The organism is Daquilactobacillus linshuiensis, from assembly GCF_052828685.1.
Genome location: NZ_CM128255.1, coordinates 1,167,522 through 1,184,971, shown reverse-complemented (window position 1 = coordinate 1,184,971; position 17,450 = coordinate 1,167,522). Strand labels below are relative to the sequence as shown.

Genomic DNA, 17,450 nt, shown 5'->3' with positions numbered 1-17,450 from the left:
ATACAATTGAGTCAAATGAATGTATTGGGGATTAAACTTGAAAAAACTAATAAATAACTCAAAAAATGTTGTTCATGAAATGCTACGTGGATTGGTGTTAGCCCATCCAGAGCTTACAAAACCGCATGGAATTAATAGTATTATTTATGATAATAAAAGAAAAGTAACATTGATATCTGGAGGTGGAAGTGGGCACGAACCCTTAGATATTGGCTATGTTGGTGAAGGACTATTAGATGCTGCTGTAATTGGAGAGCCATTTACTCCTCCAACTGCAGATCAAATAGTTAAAACTGCAGAACAATTTAGTATAAGTAAACCAATTTTATTTATTGTTAAAAACTTTGAAGAAGATATTAAAGAGTTTGAAAATGCAGGGAAAAAATTAGAAAAAAAAGGTTATGTAGTTAAAACAGTAATCGTAAATGATGATGCTTCAGTTGATCCAGATACAAAAAAGACTCGGAAACGTGGGGTTGCTGGAACGGTTTTAATTCATAAGATTTTAGGCGCAGCTGCAACTAGAAGAATGGATATTTTTGAGCTTGTAGAATTAGGCAAACAAGTGAATGAAAATTTATTTACTCTAGGAGTTGCTTTAACAGGATCAGAACTTCCCGGACAAAATAAACCAACATTTGAACTTAATGAGAACCAAATTTTTTATGGTATAGGAATTCACGGAGAACGTGGCTATCGAAAAGAAGAATTCACCTCTTCTGAACTATTAGGAAGAGAATTGGTTAATAAACTAGTTCAAGTAAGTTCAGCTAAAGAAAATGAGAAAATAGTACTATTAATTAATGGCTTAGGAAATTTACCAATGATGGAGAGCTTTATATTTACTAATGATGTAAATAAGTTGCTGCAATTAAAGGGGATTAATCCAGTGCTGGTAAAAACAAGTAATTATTTGAGCTCATACAATATGGATGGAGTATCTATTACCGTATTAAAAATAAGAAATGATGAGTGGTTAGAGTATATTAATCAAAGTTGCGGTGGTTTTGGGTGGTACTAATCAAAATAATGATATTTATGTCTACCAGGTTTTTCTCGTAACAACATCCCATTAATAGTATCTTCAATAAATAATGTTAAGAACTTGGATTCATCTTCAACACTTCTACGGTGATGATTTGAAATCCAAGTTTTTAATTGTCCTACAAGAGAGTTAGCAAATAATTCAGTTGAGAATTCAATTTGGTTATCACTAAATTGAATTTTTTGCTTATCTGAAATTTCCAACATAATAACTTTCACTAGGTTTTGAATATGCTTTTCAATAAGCTTTTCGGAGAAATTACTTTGATTAGAATCATTTAAAATTTTTCGAAAAAAATTTCTATTTTTGAAAAAATAAATACACAAATAATTAACTATGTTATGCCACTTTTCATAGTCAAGATTATCTTCAATAATTTCCGTGATTTCATCGTTATAAAGCCACTCTATGGCATCATATTTATCAAGAAAAAAATCATAAAAAGTCTGTCTTCTCATATTTATACTTTTCATAATTTTTGTAACACTAACTTGATCAATATCTGTTTTGACAACCAAGTCTTTGCAGGCATTGGCTATTTTCTTTTTTGTTATATATGACATTTATCTCACCAATTATAGTTTATAAGAAAGCGCTTCATATTACAAAGAGAGTTTCTGGACAAAAATAGACTTTTGTCCGATGTAAGCGTTTTAATTAGTGATAATATTAACAATATAAAGAAAGGAAGGGAATAAATATGAAAGAAAATTTTGATTTCTTAATGCCAAGTGTCAATTTTTTTGGTTCAGGAGTAATTGAAAAAATTGGTGATCGTGCCAAAATGGTAAATATAAGTAAGGCACTAGTTATAACAGACTCATTTTTAGAAAAAATGGAAAATGGTCCCGTTGAGCAGACCATTAATTCATTGAAAGAATCAAATGTACAGTATGTTATCTATAATGGAGTAGAGCCCAACCCTAAAGTTAGAAACATTAAAGAAGCAAAAGAAATTTATTTAGAGAATAGCTGTGATGGAATTATCACTGTTGGAGGTGGCTCTGCACATGATACCGGTAAAGGTGCTGGTATCATTTTGACAAATGGTGATGACATCACTAAATTGGCTGGTATTGAAACACTGAAGAATGCTTTGCCCCCACTTATTGCGGTGAATACAACTGCAGGAACTGCATCAGAATTAACTAGACACTGTGTAATTACTAATGAACAAACACATCTTAAATTTGTAGTAGTGTCTTGGCGAAATGTTCCGCTTGTTTCGTTTAATGACCCCAAATTAATGCTTAATGTACCACCTAAATTAACTGCTGCAACTGGTATGGATACTTTTGTTCAAGCAATTGAACCATATGTTTCAACAAATAGAAACGATATAACAGATGGACAGTGTATTCAGGCAATTAAATTGGTTGAACAAAGTTTAAGACAAGCAGTTGCTAATGGTCAAAACTTAGAAGCACGAACAAAGATGGTAGAAGCAGAAATGTTGGGAGGAATGGCATTTAATAATGCTGATCTTGGCTATGTACATGCTATGGCACATCAACTTGGTGGTCAATATGATGCTCCACATGGGGTATGCTGTGCAATTTTATTACCTATTGTAGAAAGATTTAATATAATTGCTTGTCCAGATAGATTTGCAGATTTAGCAGTAGCAATGGGTGAAAATATTGATGGATTATCAACTCGTGATGCTGCAGATAAAGCTATTGAAGCAATGCAAAAGATGAATGATGATGTAGGAATACCTCGAAGTATAAAAGACATAGGAGCAGATCCTAAAGATTTTGAGATAATGGCAGAAAATGCATTGAAAGATGGAAATGCATTTTCAAATCCAAGAAAAGCTAGCAAAGAACAAATTGTTGAGTTATTCCAACAAGCTTATGACGCAAAATAAAAAAACGGTAGCGAAATATCAAAAAAAACAGCCATTGGCTGTTTTTTTAAACTATTGTTGCACCAAGAGAGTTTTTGAAATGTTCTAATGACCATTCTTGACCATTTTTTGTAAAAGTTGCTATTCCTTCTTTATGGATTATTAATTTGTATCCTAGATTGTATGCATCAACAGCTGTATGTAAAATACATATATCTGAACATACGCCGACTAAGTGCAATGTATCAATTTTTCTTTCTTGTAAAAGAATGTCTAAATTGGTTCCAGCAAAAGAACTATAACGAGTTTTATCAATAATTTTTATTGAATCTGAATTATTTTTTTTGTACCAAGAATTTAAATCACCATAAAATTCTCTTCCCCAAGTATCTTTTTGATTATGAATAGGAAATAATTTTGATTCAGGATGAAATGTGTCATTTTTTTCGTGAATATCTGTTGGTAAGTATATAAACGAATTCTTCTTCACAGAATCAGCTAAATTTATAATGTATGGCTCAAGTTTTTGACCAGGTTTCCCACAAGATAACGCACCATTTGTAGCGACAAAATCATTTGTATAATCTATAATTAATAAAGATTCATTATTCATAAGTCTTCTCCTCAGATTTAATTGAGTTAAATATATAAGATATTATTAGTTTATTCAAGAAAATAGATATATAATAATTTGTACAACGGGGAGCTGAAAATGGACGATTTTAATGAATATTTATTGACGATTGATAATAAAGAACATTTAGAAAAAATAGCCAATGTTTTAAAATGGATACATAAAGAATTTCCACAACTAAAACCAAGAATTGCATGGAATCAGCCTATGTATACAGATCATGGAACATTTATTATTGGTTTTAGTGTGGCTAAAAATCATTTCTCAGTTTCAGCTGAAAAAGCAAATGAGAAGTTTAAAAATGAAATAAAAAAAGTGGCTATGAGAGTGGTAAAAAATTATTTAGAATTCCATTTGATAGCGACGTTAATTATGAGTTATTAAAAATGCTAATAGAATGGAATATAAACAATAAAAAAAATATAGATACATTTTGGTGGAAGTAAGGAGTTTTTTATTGAAGTGGTTAAGTAAGTCCTCTGTATTTACAATTTTAATTTTAGAAATAATTTTAATAGGTGTATTAGGATATTCTCAAAATGTTGATGCTACAAAAAATGCATTAATATTGTTTGGAATTAGTATAATTTTTGTCGGCTATTTAATAAGCTTTAAGCTACGTGGTGATTTAGTTGACTATTTTGTGAGTAATAATAACGATAAAACAGTATTAAAAGTAACAGGAATGATTGTGTTTTTAGTGGGTGTTGCAGTACTTGCATTATCATTTGCAATTTAAAAAAGATAATCCTTATTTATTAGGGTTATCTTTTTCTGTTTCTTTAACTATATAAATAGGACGTTTTTTTGTTTCAACGAAGATTTTTCCGATATATTCACCTAAAATACCAAGACATAGTAATTGAATACCACCAATAAAGAGAATTAAACAGATGATAGATGACCATCCACTAATTGCAATTTCTGGCGATATTATTTTACGAATAATTATCCAAACGATTCCTAGTCCAGCTAAAGTTGAAAAGAATCCTCCACTCCAAGTAGCAATATGTAAAGGTGCTTCAGAAAAATCTGATATTCCATTTATAGCATATTTTAATAGTTTCCAAAATGACCAAGAAGTTTGTCCAGCAACACGCTCTCTATTTTTAAACGATAGGAATGTTGTCTTATATCCGACCCAACTAAATAATCCCTTAGAAAAACGATTGCTTTCTGAAAGTCTTAAAATCGAATCAACCACCTGTCGAGTCATTAGTCTATAATCTCGAGCACCATTAGTCATCTTAGTGTCAGAAATTTTGTTAATAAGTTGATAGAATTTCTTTGCAAAAAAGCTCCTAATAGCGGGTTCACCATCACGATTTTCTCTTCTTGTCGTTACGCAATCAAAGCCCTTATTTTCGATTAGATCAATCATTTCCGGTATTAATTCTGGAGGATCTTGTAAATCCACATCCATTACGGTAACTAATTCGCCAGTTGATGCTTGCAAACCTGCATATAAAGCTGATTCTTTACCGAAATTTCTAGAAAATGAGATATATCTTACATTTTCATGTTTAGAAGATAATTTTCTTAATTCTTCTATAGTATTATCACTTGATCCATCGTTAATAAAAATATATTCAAAAGTATATTCTATTTCACTTTGAATTTTTTGCATTTCTTCATAAAAAATAGGGATTGTTACTTCCTCGTTGTAGCAAGGAATAATTACTGAAAGTTTCATTATAACTCCTTCAAATAAGTAATTTATTAAATTATAGCATTAGTAGTAATTGCTTTTTGAAAAAATAATTATTTTGTATCAAAAAACTTTAAAAAAATATTGATAAATAATTTGAGTGGTATTAGAATGGAAACTCTGATACTAATAAATGTGTCAAATCTTAAAATAGAAAAGAGTTGGTTTTGTGTCTTTACTTAAACAACACATTAGACCATATTTGGGGGTCTTATCTGTTTCTATAATAGCAACTATTTTTTCAGTTATTGCCGCCTTATGGCAACCAAAGTTGCTACAAAACATATTGGAAGCCATTATGAAAGAAGATCAAAGTAAAGTTAACCATTATGGTATTTACTTGTTGGTTATTGCTTCAGTTGGCTTGATTGCTGGAATAGTTAATACTATTGCATCAGCAAGTACTGCACAAGGTATGACAGCAGATATTCGTGAAACAGCATTTAAAAAAATACAAACATTTTCTTTTGGAAATATTGAAAAGTTTTCTGCTGGTAATTTATCAGTTAGATTAACTAATGATATGACTCAAGTTCAAAATGTTATTATGATGACTTTACAAACGATTGTTAGAATTCCTTTCTTATTTATTGGAAGTTTTATTTTGGCAATGAATTCAATTCCAAGTCTTTGGTGGATTATTATTGTTTTGGTCATATTAGTATTTGTGATTACGTTTATTTCATTTGGACAAATGGGTAAACACTTTGGCGCTATTCAAAAATTAATTGATAGAACAAACAATCTTGCTAAAGAAAATTTAATGGGAGTAAGAATTGTAAAATCTTTTGTTCAAGAAGATAATCAAGATAAAAAATTTAAAAGCACAAGTGATGAGTTACAAAGCCACACAGCAACTGTTGGGGTTTTATTTTCAATTATGATTCCTGCATTTATGCTTGTAGCTAATTTAGCTATTGTAGCTTCAATTTATTTCGTAGGGAATCTAGTTGATTCAGACCCACAAGCTGTTGCAGCAATTGCATCATTTATGAATTATTTAATGCAAATAATGATGTCAATCATTATGGGTGGAATGATGATTATGGGAGCTTCTCGTGCGGCTATTTCTATTGTACGTATTAACGAAATAATGAATACTGAACCTGATATTAAATTCAAAGATACAGCAGATAAAGATATTAATGGTTCTGTTGAATTTGATAATGTTACTTTTAGATATTTCGGTGAAGATCATGATACTTTAAAGAACATATCATTTTCAATTAATCCAGGTGAAATGGTAGGAATAGTTGGTGCAACAGGTTCAGGTAAGTCAACTCTTGCACAATTAATTCCAAGATTATTTGATCCACAAGAAGGTACTGTAAAAGTTGGTGGAGTTGATGTAAAAGATTTGAATGAAAAAAATCTCCATTCTTCTGTATCAATGATCTTGCAAAAACCAATTTTATTCTCAGGGAAAATTTCTGATAATCTTAGACAAGGCAAGTCTGATGCAACTCTTGAAGATATGAAAAAAGCTGCAAAAATTGCTCAATCTGAGGAATTTATTGAAACTAGACCTAAAAAATACGATGACATTGTTGAAGAAAGAAGTGCTAACTTCTCAGGTGGACAAAAACAACGTTTGTCTATTACTCGTGGTGTTATTGGAACTCCTAAAGTATTAATTCTTGATGATTCAACAAGTGCTTTAGATGCAAAATCTGAAAAATTAGTAAAAGAAGCACTTGATAAAATGACAGGAACAACAAAAGTCATTATTGCAGAAAAAATTTCCTCTGTTGTAAATGCAGATAAAATTTTGGTTATGGATGATGGTAAATTAGTTGGTGTCGGTAATCATAAAGAATTGGTAGAAAATAATGATGTATATCGTGAAATTTTCGAAACACAAAAAGGAAGGAGAGATAAATAATGGCTGAATTTAAAAATTCTATGAAGTTTTTCTATCGTTATTTAAAGCGTTATAAGTTTTCTTTCCTAGTTGCAATTATAATGACAATTATCGCTGTGTATTTACAAGTAAAAGCTCCTATTTATATAGGTGATGCGTTGAATGAACTTGTTAAGTACGCTGGAAAATATCAATATTTAAAAGCAATGCATTTGCCAACTAGTGGTGCTTCTAAAGATGCATTTATCAGTGTAATATGGTCGTTATTACTATTTTATGTATTTAATGCTCTTGCTACATTTGTACAATCCATAGTTCTATCAATTGTTAATGCAAAATCTACTAATCAAATGAGAACAGGATTATTTTCAAAGTTACAAAAATTAACTGTTGCATTTTTTGATCGTCATTCAGATGGAGATATCTTGAGTAGATTTACTTCGGATCTTGATAATATTTATAATGCGATGAATCAAGTATTATCACAATTAATGACTGGTATTGCATTGATTATTGGATTATTAATAATGATGTTTCAAAAAAATTCTCAACTTGCTTGGGTTACCATTGCTAGTGTTCCGGTATCAATTATTTTAGCTGCTTTTGTTATTGTGAAAGCTCGTAAGTATGTTGATTTGCAGCAAGATGAAGTTGGTAAGCTAAACGGATATATTAATGAACGTATAACTGGGCAAAAAATAATCATTACTAATTCACTACAAAAAGAAACAGTAGATGGCTTTAAAGTTCATAATGAAAAAGTTAGAAAAGCAAGTTTAAAGGGACAAATTTATTCAGGAATGATTTTTCCTGTAATGCAAGGAATGTCACTTGTTAATACTGCTATTGTTATTTTCTTTGGAAGTTGGTTGGCAGTTCATGGAGATATCAAAAAAACTGTTGCGCTAGGATTAGTAGTTACATTTGTTCAATATTCTCAGCAATTTTACAACCAAATTGCACAATTGGCATCTTCTTATAGCATGATCCAATTGGCATTAACTGGTGCAAGACGTGTTGATGAAATGCTTGACGAAGTTGAAGAAGTAAATCCAGAAAACGGAAAGAAAATTGCAGGAGTTGAAAATAACATAAAATTAGAACATGTTGATTTTCAATATTTACCTGATAAACCGATTTTAAAAGATGTTAATATTGAAGTTGATAAAGGACAGATGATTGCTTTAGTTGGACCTACTGGTTCAGGTAAAACAACTGTTATGAACTTAATGAATCGCTTTTATGATGTGAATAATGGTTCAGTTAAGTTCGATGATACTGATATTCGTGATATCGATTTAGATTCGTTGAGATCCCATGTTGGTATTGTTCTTCAAGAATCAGTTCTATTTGGTGGAACAATTCGCGAAAATATTGCTTTTGGTAAACCTGATGCAACTGATGAAGAAATAATAGCAGCTGCAAAGCAAGCACATATTCATAGCTTTATTGAGACACTTGAAAAAGGTTATGATACTGAAGTTAGTGAAGAAAATAATATATTCAGTACAGGTCAAAAACAACTAATTAGTATTGCCAGAACTATATTGACAGACCCTTCATTATTAATTCTTGATGAAGCAACAAGTAATGTTGATACAGTTACAGAAGCAAGAATTCAAAAGGCAATGAATAATGTTATAAAAGGTAGAACAAGTTTTGTAATTGCTCATCGATTAAAAACAATATTAAATGCTGATAGAATTATCGTTCTTCGTAATGGAGAAATTATTGAAGAGGGTAATCATGATGAATTAATGAATCAAAATGGATTCTATGCTGAGTTGTATAATAATCAATTTGTTTTTGAATAAAAAAAGAGGCTTAATTCTTACAGAATTAGGCTTTTTTTGTTGCAATAGTTATTAAAATAAAATGATATAATTGTAAAAAAGTGGAGAAAATAATGACTGAAAAATCAATAATTGAGAAGCTTAAACTTAACAAATATAAAGATCCTATTATTATAAATCCTTTAGATGATGGTCTATCAAAACAGCTGAAGGCAAGAATTAATGTTTTTGAAAAAACTGAATTAATGATAATTTTTGTAAAAGATATTAATGAGTTTGTTACGTATTTTGAAAAAGCTAAAAATTTGATATTAGAAAATGGAATCTTAGCTTTTGCCTATGCTAAAAAAGGGAATAAGCTGTATGATTCTTATATTCCACGTGATGATATTTTTCCAGCACTAAAAGTTGATGATGATGGATATCCAAAAGCTAGTCTATTAAAGTTCAATAGGATGATAAAGTATGATGATAACTTTACACTTGTAGCCTTAAAGAAGACTAAAAGACACGAAGTTCATAAAAAAGATGGGCGTATTAAAGACTATGAAAAATATGTTCCTAAACTTATGGAAGTAATGAACGAAGAAATAAAAAATAAGTTTGAAAAACTAACTCCTGGATACCAAAAAGATTGGGCAAGATATGTATATAGTGCAAAAACTGAATTGACTAGAAAAAAACATATTGAGGAAATGATAAGTATTTTACAAAAGGGTTATAAAACAAGAGACATGTATAAACGAGGAAAAAAATAAAGATGAAAAAATTTATTGTTTTATTAAGAGGAATTAATGTTGGTGGTAAAAATAAGATTCCAATGAAAGAATTAAAAGAAAATCTTGAGAGATATTTTTTTAATGTATTAACATATCTAAATACAGGTAACATTATTTTAGAGTCAGATAAAGATGAAGTAGAAATTCAAAATGAAATTCATAATATCATACTAGAAAAATTTGAATGTGATATTTTTACTCTTTGTATAAATTCAGATGATTACTTAGAAATGATGAATAACTTACCAGAATGGTTTGGAAAGAATAAAGAAGACAAAAATAATTTTATTTTTGTAATAAAACCTTATTCCGGAAAAGAAATAGTGGAGTCTATAGGAGAAGGAAAGCCGGAATTTGAAAGGGTAGACTATTTTAAGAATGTTATTTTTTGGTCGGCACCACTTAAAACATTTAGTAAAACTCGTTGGTCAAAAATAGTAGGAACAAAAGAATATAAATATATAACAATTAGAAATATTAAGACTGCTAAAAAGTTGTCCGATATAATTCAAAATGAGTGAGAAATTTTCTTTTATGTAATATGATTTAAACTGGAGGGATTTATTATGACAAATATACCTAATATAAAATTAAATAATGATGTATTGATTCCACAATTTGGATTGGGAGTCTATAAAATGCAAGAAAAATCTGAATTTATGGATGCCATTAATTGGGCATTTGAAGCAGGTTATAGACATATAGATACTGCAGCATATTATGGTAATGAAGAATGGTTAGGACAAGCAATCAAGGAATCAGGGCTTGCTCGTGAAGAATTATTTATAACATCAAAAGTATGGAATGCAGATCATGGTTATGAAGAAACAAAATCTGCATTTGAAAAAACTATGAAAAAACTAGATTTAGACTATCTAGATTTGTATTTAATACATTGGCCATCAGATAATTATGTTGAAACTTGGAAAGCAATGGAAGAGTTTTATAAAGAAGGACGTATTAAATCTATTGGTGTGTCAAATTTTCAAATACATCATTTACAAGACTTAATGAGTAAAACAGATGTTGTACCAGCAGTTGATCAAGTTGAGACACATCCATATTTTCAACAAGATGAGTTGAGAGAATTTTTATTAAAAAATAATATTGCCCATGAAGCCTGGGGACCACTAGGACATGGTAAAAATGACCTATTTACTGATCCTATTTTGACGAAAATTTCAGAAAGTCATAATAAAACAGTAGCACAAGTCATTTTACGTTGGCACATTCAAAGAAATACAATTGTTTTTCCTAAGTCCGTTCATAAAGAACGTCTTGCTCAAAATATTGATATTTTTGATTTTGAGCTTAGCGATGAAGAAATGACTGAAATTAAGAAGTTAGAAACAGGAAAGAGATTTGCTGCAAATCCAGATGATAAAGAATTTCTTGCAGAGTCAGCAAAAAAGAAAATTGATTAATTAAAAAATGAGCTAATTAATTAGCTCATTTTTTAATTTTATTTTAAATTCAATAGTATCCACTTAGTTGATTAAGTATAATAATCATATTAAAGTGGGTAAATTTATATGAATAATGTTGAATCAAAAGGTGTTACATTTTTTAGATATATATTTTGGTTGTTATTTGCAGCAATGACAACTTTTTTACGTGAAGCAGCTGTTAGTAAAAGTGGACTAAATATATTTTTAGCTATTTTCTTTGCTATATTCGGAATTACTACGTCACGAATTATGTCTCATCGATATGGAAGAGAGCAAATAATTTTAAAAGAATCTCGTATTTATTTTAGAGATACGGTGGCTCAAAAATTTGGATTAATTATAATAATGGCTATTTTGATAGGGGTTACTAGAATAGGTGTAACTTATTTACAATTGAAGGGTGTTTTACCTAAATTTAATAATGATTACTATGCAAGCTCAGATCAAAAAGTATTAATTTTTAATATGTTGGCTAATATATTTATAATTTCGTTTCAGCAAATGATGGTTTCTCAAGTATTCTTGTACAATTATTTTTGGAGGCGAAATACTACCAGCAATTATGTCTCTGGAATGGTAATGAGTGGAATTGTTTTGGCTGTTATTAGTCTTACAACAACATATCAAGAATTTATTTTGTACTTCTTATTAGGAATTGTATATACAATAATTTATCGTAAAACTAAAGACTTTAAGGTTACGTTATTATTAATTATATTTAGCAATATTATGGGAACGTTAATTGTATAAAAAAAAGCTAACGAAAGTTAGCTTTTTTGATATACAAGTTTTTATCTATTTTATTTAGTATTGAAGAACTTTCTCCAATACATGTAACAGTTAAATCATGCATTGCACGTGTAAATATCGTATATAATACATCTAAGTTTTTCATCTCTGAAGAAATATTATCAGCAATTACTGCATCAAACTCCAATCCTTTAGCAAGATATATCGGTAAAATTAATAAACCTGAATGAAGTTTACGATTATTGTCATTTATCAATGAAACATTGATGCTTGTATTTAATTTATCATATAAGTACTTTGCTCTCGTTTTCGAAGTCGTCAAAATTGCAACAGTATCATTTTTTTGAGATAGATTTTTATAAATATCTGGCAAACTTTGTAAATATCTTTTTTCACTACCAAAATTAATAAGCTCGGGTTTATTTCCATCTCTACTAAAAGTTCTAATTTGATTACCATTAGGTAAAATCTGTTTAGCAAAGTTAGTTATAGAAGCTGTTGAACGATAACTTTGATTAAGAGTTACTAATTGTGTTTTTTTATTAGAAAAAATACTTTGTAATTCATCTAATCGATTATTTTTTGTGTACGTTGAAGCAAAAATATCTTGTGAAAAGTCTCCAAGCAATGTGAATTTTGCGATTGGAAAAGAATAATCAAGATATTTGAATACTGAAATAGGATAGTCTTGCATTTCGTCAACAAACAAATGTTGAATACTGTAATTTTTCCCAGTACCGGTAACGATATCTCGTATTAATAGTACAAAAATTGCGTCACTCAATCGGATTTTATGATATTCGATATTGTTTACTACGGTTTCAATCATCATAGTCCAAGTTGTTTCATCTATGTTTTCAGGACGATTGTCAAATAAGTATTGACTGTATGCTTTGTAAGGATCCCAATAAAAATCGTTAAAAATACCGTTATAAATAGTGCGATATCTTTCTTTTAAGAACTTTTGTGATAAAAATTCTCGTTGCTTTTCAGAGTCTTCAATATGATTATCTTTTAGTAATTGTTGAAAATCCATGTCATCTAAATTATCAATTTCATCTTGGACCCACTCTTGCATAGCATCTGTTTTAATGCGGTGCTTTAATTCTTTAATCAAAGTATTTTTTGTTTTAAGATAACGTTGTTCAATAGGTAGTCTAATATTCAAAGAATTAAAAATTTCATTTATATGCTCGCTACTAAAGAAAATTTCTCCTTCAAAATAAACATCTTCAAATTCTAAATGCAAATTGTTATTTGAAAAATATTTTTTTATTTTTTCAAAAAATGATGAACTTTCTTTAAACTTACGAATCTCCTTTGTTTCCTCTGGAATATTAGCTAAGTCATTTTCGAATCTTTCAAAAAGCGATTCAACTTTTATTCCATATAATCTTCTTGATAAAAAGTCATCAAGAGTTACTTGTCGCATGTTCTTTTCACCTAAACTGGGTAGGACTTGTGAAATGTAGTTACTAAAAAGCTTGTTGGGTGAAAATAAAATCATATTATCTGAATTTAATTGAGAACGGCTATGATACAAAAGATAGGCAACTCGTTGTAATATTGCGGAAGTTTTTCCTGAGCCTGCAGCACCTTGAACAATTAGTACATCTGAACTAGTGTCTCTTATAATAGTATTTTGTTCTTTTTGAATTGTAGCAACAATATTTTTCATGTATTCGCTACTTTTTGATCCTAGAGCGTTTTGCAGTATTTCATCACCGACAGTCTCGTTGGTATCAAACATGTTTTTAATTTTTCCATTAACTATATTAAATTGCCTTTTTAATGTTAAATTGGCTTCTTTAGTAGTATTTGGTAGTTCATAATTAACTTTGCCAAGAGTACCATTATAATAAAGACTAGAAATGGGTGCACGCCAATCATGAACTAAAAAATTATTGTCTTTATCTTGAAGTGTTCCTGTTCCAATATAGTAAGTATTCTTTTTTTCTGATTCTTCAACATCAATACGTCCAAAATAAGGGGATCCTTGTAGGGCATGTAATTGTGTATTTCTATTATTAAGAACTGTTTCGTTTTCTGTTGCCATGGAAATAAGCTGTTTTTGTTGTTGTACGGAAGCATTAGTTTCCATTTGATCATCAACTTCTAAAGTATTAACACGGGTATTTGCACCATATGAAGTTTCAATTTCGTGTGTTTGTTTTTTTGCGGTTGATATTTTTTCTTCTGTTTCTAACAATTGATCCTTAATAATATTTTCAACTGTATCCACACGTTTTTGCTCTTGTGATTTTGTCGTATTAGCCATTAACTTCCCCTTTGTTGACAAAAGATTTAGTTGCCGTTATGCTATTAATAATTCAGCTTGAATATTATAGTGTTTTTACAGTACTAATTCAATCAATTGATACAGAGAGCGAAATGAATTCTGAAAATTTTGCCAATATTGTTTTAGGAAATGGATATAGGTGGTGCTTTATAGCTAATTAAGGTAGAGTAATATTTCTACAAAAACAGGTGGTACCACGGTAAAGCGTCCTATTAGTCATAGGATGCTTTTTTAATTTAGGAGGTAGTTATTATGACAAAACATACAATATTAACAGGCGATAGACCAACAGGTAAATTACATATAGGTCATTATATTGGATCATTAAAAAATAGAGTTAATATGCAAAATGAAGGAACTTATGATACTAACATCATGATTGCCGATATGCAGGCGTTAACTGATAATGCAAGAAATCCTGAAAAAATTCGTAATAGTTTAATAGAAGTTGCTTTGGATTATTTAGCGGTGGGATTAGATCCGAATAAGTCAACGATATTTGTTCAATCGCAAATTCCGGCTTTAAATGAATTAACAATGTATTATTTAGATTTAGTAAGTGTTTCAAGACTTGAAAGAAATCCAACAGTTAAAGCAGAGATTAAACAAAAAGAGTTTGGTCAAAGCATTCCTTCTGGATTTTTAATTTATCCAATCAGTCAGGCAGCCGACATTACAGCTTTTAAGGCAGACACAGTTCCTGTTGGTGACGATCAAGAACCGATGATTGAACAAACAAGAGAAATTGTTCGCTCTTTTAACCATACTTACAACAAAGAAGTTCTTATAGAGCCAAAAGGAATATTTCCTCCTGCTGGACAAGGACGTTTGCCAGGATTAGATGGCAATGCAAAAATGAGCAAGTCTTTAGGAAATGCAATTTATCTGGCAGATTCTGAAGATGAAGTTCAAAAAAAAGTTATGTCTATGTATACTGATCCTAATCATATTAGAGTAGAAGATCCTGGTCAGATTGAAGGTAACACAGTATTTACGTATTTAGATGTATTTGCTAAAGATAAACAAGAAGTTGCTAAATTAAAGGAACGGTATCAAGCCGGTGGATTAGGTGATGTTAAGGTTAAAAGATATCTAAATGACGTATTACAAGCAGAGCTTGAGCCAATTAGAAAAAGAAGAGAAGAGTTTTCTAAAGATATTCCAGCAGTATATGAAATGTTGAAACAAGGTAGCCAAAAAGCAAATGTAGTAGCTAATAGAACTTTAGATGAAGTTAGAAATGCTATTGGTGTTAATTATTTTTAAAAAGAAGCCTGTATAGGCTTCTTTTTATTGAAAACGCATTCTTGATTTTTTCAAGTATTATTCTTGATTTTTTCAAGAGTCAGAGTAAAATAGTCTATGTTTTCTAAAAGGAGATAATAATTTGGAAATAGGACAAAAAATATTCTTCCTTGCTCGACAAAAAGGGATGTTCTTAAAACAAATAGCTAAAGAACATAATTACAAAGTAATTGAACTTGCTATTTTGGCGGTTGCAGATCATAAACCTGGGGTTAGTCAAGAAGAAATAAGAGATGTGACTAGTTTTGATGAAGCTAGTGTAGCAAGAAGTTTGAAGAGCTTGGAAGACAGAAATCTTATTAAAAGAGAAGTTAATCCAGAAAATAAACGTCTTAAAAAAGTACTTTTAACTAGTGAAGGTCAAAAAGCAAATGACAAATTTAAAAGTATTTTAGATTTTTGGGATGATGAACTTTTATCTGAATTAACAAAAAACGAAAGAGATCGTTTAGGTGAACTTTTAGATAAAGCAACTATTGACTCTGAAAAATTTAAAGTGGATTCAATGGTTAAAAAATGGAGGGAAAATAATGAATAACACAGATATAAATGGAAAACATTATAATCGAACATTAATGGTTATTGTTTTGTTGATTGGTTCATTTTGTACTGTTTTAAATCAAACAATTTTATCAACAGCATTTCCAACCTTAATGAAAGATTTTGATGTTTCAACATCAACTATTCAATGGTTGACAACAGGATTCATGATGGTAAATGGGGTTATGATACCTGTTAGTGCGTGGTTAATTACAAGATTTAAGTCTAAATGGCTCTATTTAGGAGCAATGACAACGTTTTTGATTGGTACAATTATTTGTTTTATTGCCGATAATTTTACTACAATGTTGATCGGTCGCTTGGTACAAGCTGTTGGTGTTGGGTTGTCAATGCCTCTTTTACAAACAATTATGCTATCAATTTTTCCACCTGAAAAGCGTGGAGTTGCAATGGGTATGGCGGGACTTGTTATCGGTGTAGCACCTGCTATAGGACCAACTTTGTCGGGTTGGGTTATTGATAATATGACTTGGAGAGATTTGTTTGGAATGATTATTCCAGTTGTGGTAATTGTTATAATCTTAGCGATGTTCTTCATGAAAAATGTTTTACAAACACGTAAGGAAAAACTTGATGTCACATCATTTATACTATCAACAATAGGTTTTGGAGCATTATTGTATGGATTTTCAACTGTAGGTGATAAAGGTTGGTCATCAATGGAAGTCATTTTACCAATAATTGGTGGACTTATTCTTATTGTCATATTTGGATATCGTCAATTACACATGGACAAGCCATTTCTTGAATTACGTGTATTTACATCACGTGAATTTACAATTGCTGCAGCATTGTCATCAGTAACAAATATGGCGATGGTTGGTGTAGAAATGATTTTGCCTATGTATTTGCAAATTATTAAAGGATTGTCAGCATTTCATTCGGGACTAGCATTACTTGGTGGTGCTGTTATGATGGCAATTATGAGTCCCATTACAGGAAGAGCTTTTGATAAATTTGGTGTAAAGAGACTAGCAATTACAGGTATGTTATTTCTAACAATTGGAACTGTACCATTTGTCTTTTTAACAAAAGATTCTTCAACACTTTATTTAACAGTTTTGTATGCAATTAGGATGTTTGGTATTTCAATGGTTATGATGCCTGTGACAACATCAGGTATGAATTCGTTACCTAACAATCTAATTAGTCACGGAACGGCTGTAAACAATACTACTAGACAAGTATTCTCATCAATGGGAACAGCTATATTAATTAGTGTTCTTTCAAATGTAACAAAGAATAATATGCCAGGAAAGCACTTACTAAAACAAATGCCTTTGGTATATAAAGACCATGCAATAAATGCTACACTTACTGGATACCATGCAGCATTTATGGTAGCTATATTATTTTGTATAATAGCTGTTTGTTTAACATTTATATTAAAAAATACAAATGCCAAGGGGGTAAAGTAA

At 30.1% G+C, this 17,450-nt stretch carries 17 protein-coding genes; 13 read left to right on the top strand and 4 right to left on the bottom strand.

The window, feature by feature from the left end; genetic code table 11:
* Positions 1 to 37: 37 nt before the first annotated feature.
* Positions 38 to 1,021: a dihydroxyacetone kinase subunit DhaK gene (locus tag ACUV9F_RS06465; RefSeq protein WP_446183457.1), complete on the top strand. Its 984-nt coding sequence runs from the start codon at positions 38 to 40 to the stop codon at positions 1,019 to 1,021.
* Here the strand turns inward: ACUV9F_RS06465 and dhaS are convergent.
* Positions 1,018 to 1,608, bottom strand: a complete 591-nt coding sequence (gene dhaS / locus ACUV9F_RS06460) for a dihydroxyacetone kinase transcriptional activator DhaS (protein WP_446183456.1) — start codon at positions 1,606 to 1,608, stop codon at positions 1,018 to 1,020. The two genes, ACUV9F_RS06465 and dhaS, sit on opposite strands and share 4 nt — an antisense overlap.
* A 137-nt stretch (positions 1,609 to 1,745) precedes the next feature.
* On the opposite strand from dhaS, the gene ACUV9F_RS06455 reads away from it, so the two are divergent.
* The gene (locus ACUV9F_RS06455) at positions 1,746 to 2,915 is read left to right on the top strand and encodes an iron-containing alcohol dehydrogenase (protein WP_446183455.1); all 1,170 of its coding nucleotides are present in this window, start codon (positions 1,746 to 1,748) and stop codon (positions 2,913 to 2,915) included.
* 46 nt (positions 2,916 to 2,961) lie between these two features.
* Here the strand turns inward: ACUV9F_RS06455 and ACUV9F_RS06450 are convergent, their stop codons facing one another.
* Positions 2,962 to 3,507, bottom strand: coding sequence for a cysteine hydrolase family protein (locus tag ACUV9F_RS06450; RefSeq protein WP_446183454.1), 546 nt, complete (start codon positions 3,505 to 3,507; stop codon positions 2,962 to 2,964).
* A gap of 99 nt (positions 3,508 to 3,606) precedes the next feature.
* Between ACUV9F_RS06450 and ACUV9F_RS06445 the strand changes: the two genes are divergently transcribed.
* Together ACUV9F_RS06445 and ACUV9F_RS06440 are read left to right on the top strand one after the other, a co-directional pair.
* Positions 3,607 to 3,912, top strand: a complete 306-nt coding sequence (locus ACUV9F_RS06445; protein WP_446183453.1) for an iron chaperone — start codon at positions 3,607 to 3,609, stop codon at positions 3,910 to 3,912.
* A gap of 73 nt (positions 3,913 to 3,985) precedes the next feature.
* Entirely contained in the window at positions 3,986 to 4,267 is a 282-nt protein-coding gene (locus ACUV9F_RS06440) for a hypothetical protein (protein ID WP_446183452.1), read from the top strand.
* A gap of 12 nt (positions 4,268 to 4,279) precedes the next feature.
* Here ACUV9F_RS06440 and ACUV9F_RS06435 read toward each other — a convergent pair whose 3' ends face one another.
* Complete coding sequence (locus tag ACUV9F_RS06435; protein WP_446183451.1) at positions 4,280 to 5,221, bottom strand: glycosyltransferase family 2 protein; 942 nt, start codon at positions 5,219 to 5,221, stop codon at positions 4,280 to 4,282.
* Between the two features lie 184 nt (positions 5,222 to 5,405).
* Between ACUV9F_RS06435 and ACUV9F_RS06430 the strand changes: the two genes are divergently transcribed.
* The 6 genes from ACUV9F_RS06430 to ACUV9F_RS06405 all read left to right on the top strand — a co-directional run bounded on the left by ACUV9F_RS06430 (position 5,406) and on the right by ACUV9F_RS06405 (position 11,867).
* Complete coding sequence (locus ACUV9F_RS06430) at positions 5,406 to 7,118, top strand: ABC transporter ATP-binding protein (RefSeq protein ID WP_446183450.1); 1,713 nt, start codon at positions 5,406 to 5,408, stop codon at positions 7,116 to 7,118.
* On the top strand, positions 7,118 to 8,911 hold the full coding sequence (locus tag ACUV9F_RS06425) for an ABC transporter ATP-binding protein (protein WP_446183449.1): 1,794 nt from the start codon (positions 7,118 to 7,120) through the stop codon (positions 8,909 to 8,911). Before ACUV9F_RS06430 ends, ACUV9F_RS06425 begins: the two co-directional genes overlap by 1 nt.
* 92 nt (positions 8,912 to 9,003) lie before the next feature.
* The gene (locus ACUV9F_RS06420) at positions 9,004 to 9,648 is read left to right on the top strand and encodes a YdeI/OmpD-associated family protein (protein ID WP_446183448.1); all 645 of its coding nucleotides are present in this window, start codon (positions 9,004 to 9,006) and stop codon (positions 9,646 to 9,648) included.
* A gap of 2 nt (positions 9,649 to 9,650) precedes the next feature.
* Complete coding sequence (locus tag ACUV9F_RS06415) at positions 9,651 to 10,190, top strand: DUF1697 domain-containing protein (protein WP_446183447.1); 540 nt, start codon at positions 9,651 to 9,653, stop codon at positions 10,188 to 10,190.
* A 45-nt stretch (positions 10,191 to 10,235) separates the two neighbouring features.
* The gene (locus ACUV9F_RS06410) at positions 10,236 to 11,093 is read left to right on the top strand and encodes an aldo/keto reductase (protein ID WP_446183446.1); all 858 of its coding nucleotides are present in this window, start codon (positions 10,236 to 10,238) and stop codon (positions 11,091 to 11,093) included.
* A 108-nt stretch (positions 11,094 to 11,201) separates the two neighbouring features.
* On the top strand, positions 11,202 to 11,867 hold the full coding sequence (locus ACUV9F_RS06405; RefSeq protein WP_446183445.1) for a CPBP family glutamic-type intramembrane protease: 666 nt from the start codon (positions 11,202 to 11,204) through the stop codon (positions 11,865 to 11,867).
* 7 nt (positions 11,868 to 11,874) lie between these two features.
* Here ACUV9F_RS06405 and helD read toward each other — a convergent pair whose 3' ends face one another.
* Positions 11,875 to 14,145, bottom strand: a complete 2,271-nt coding sequence (helD, locus tag ACUV9F_RS06400; protein WP_446183444.1) for an RNA polymerase recycling motor HelD — start codon at positions 14,143 to 14,145, stop codon at positions 11,875 to 11,877.
* Positions 14,146 to 14,418: 273 nt separating this feature from the next.
* On the opposite strand from helD, the gene trpS reads away from it, so the two are divergent.
* The 3 genes from trpS (at position 14,419) to ACUV9F_RS06385 (ending at position 17,450) form a co-directional block, all read left to right on the top strand.
* Positions 14,419 to 15,432 carry a tryptophan--tRNA ligase gene (gene trpS, locus ACUV9F_RS06395; protein WP_446183443.1) on the top strand — a complete coding sequence of 338 codons (1,014 nt, stop codon included), beginning with the start codon at positions 14,419 to 14,421 and terminating at the stop codon, positions 15,430 to 15,432.
* A gap of 121 nt (positions 15,433 to 15,553) precedes the next feature.
* Entirely contained in the window at positions 15,554 to 16,009 is a 456-nt protein-coding gene (locus ACUV9F_RS06390; RefSeq protein ID WP_446183442.1) for a MarR family winged helix-turn-helix transcriptional regulator, read from the top strand.
* Positions 16,002 to 17,450: an MDR family MFS transporter gene (locus ACUV9F_RS06385; protein ID WP_446183441.1), complete on the top strand. Its 1,449-nt coding sequence runs from the start codon at positions 16,002 to 16,004 to the stop codon at positions 17,448 to 17,450. The genes ACUV9F_RS06390 and ACUV9F_RS06385 overlap by 8 nt, the downstream gene beginning before the upstream one ends.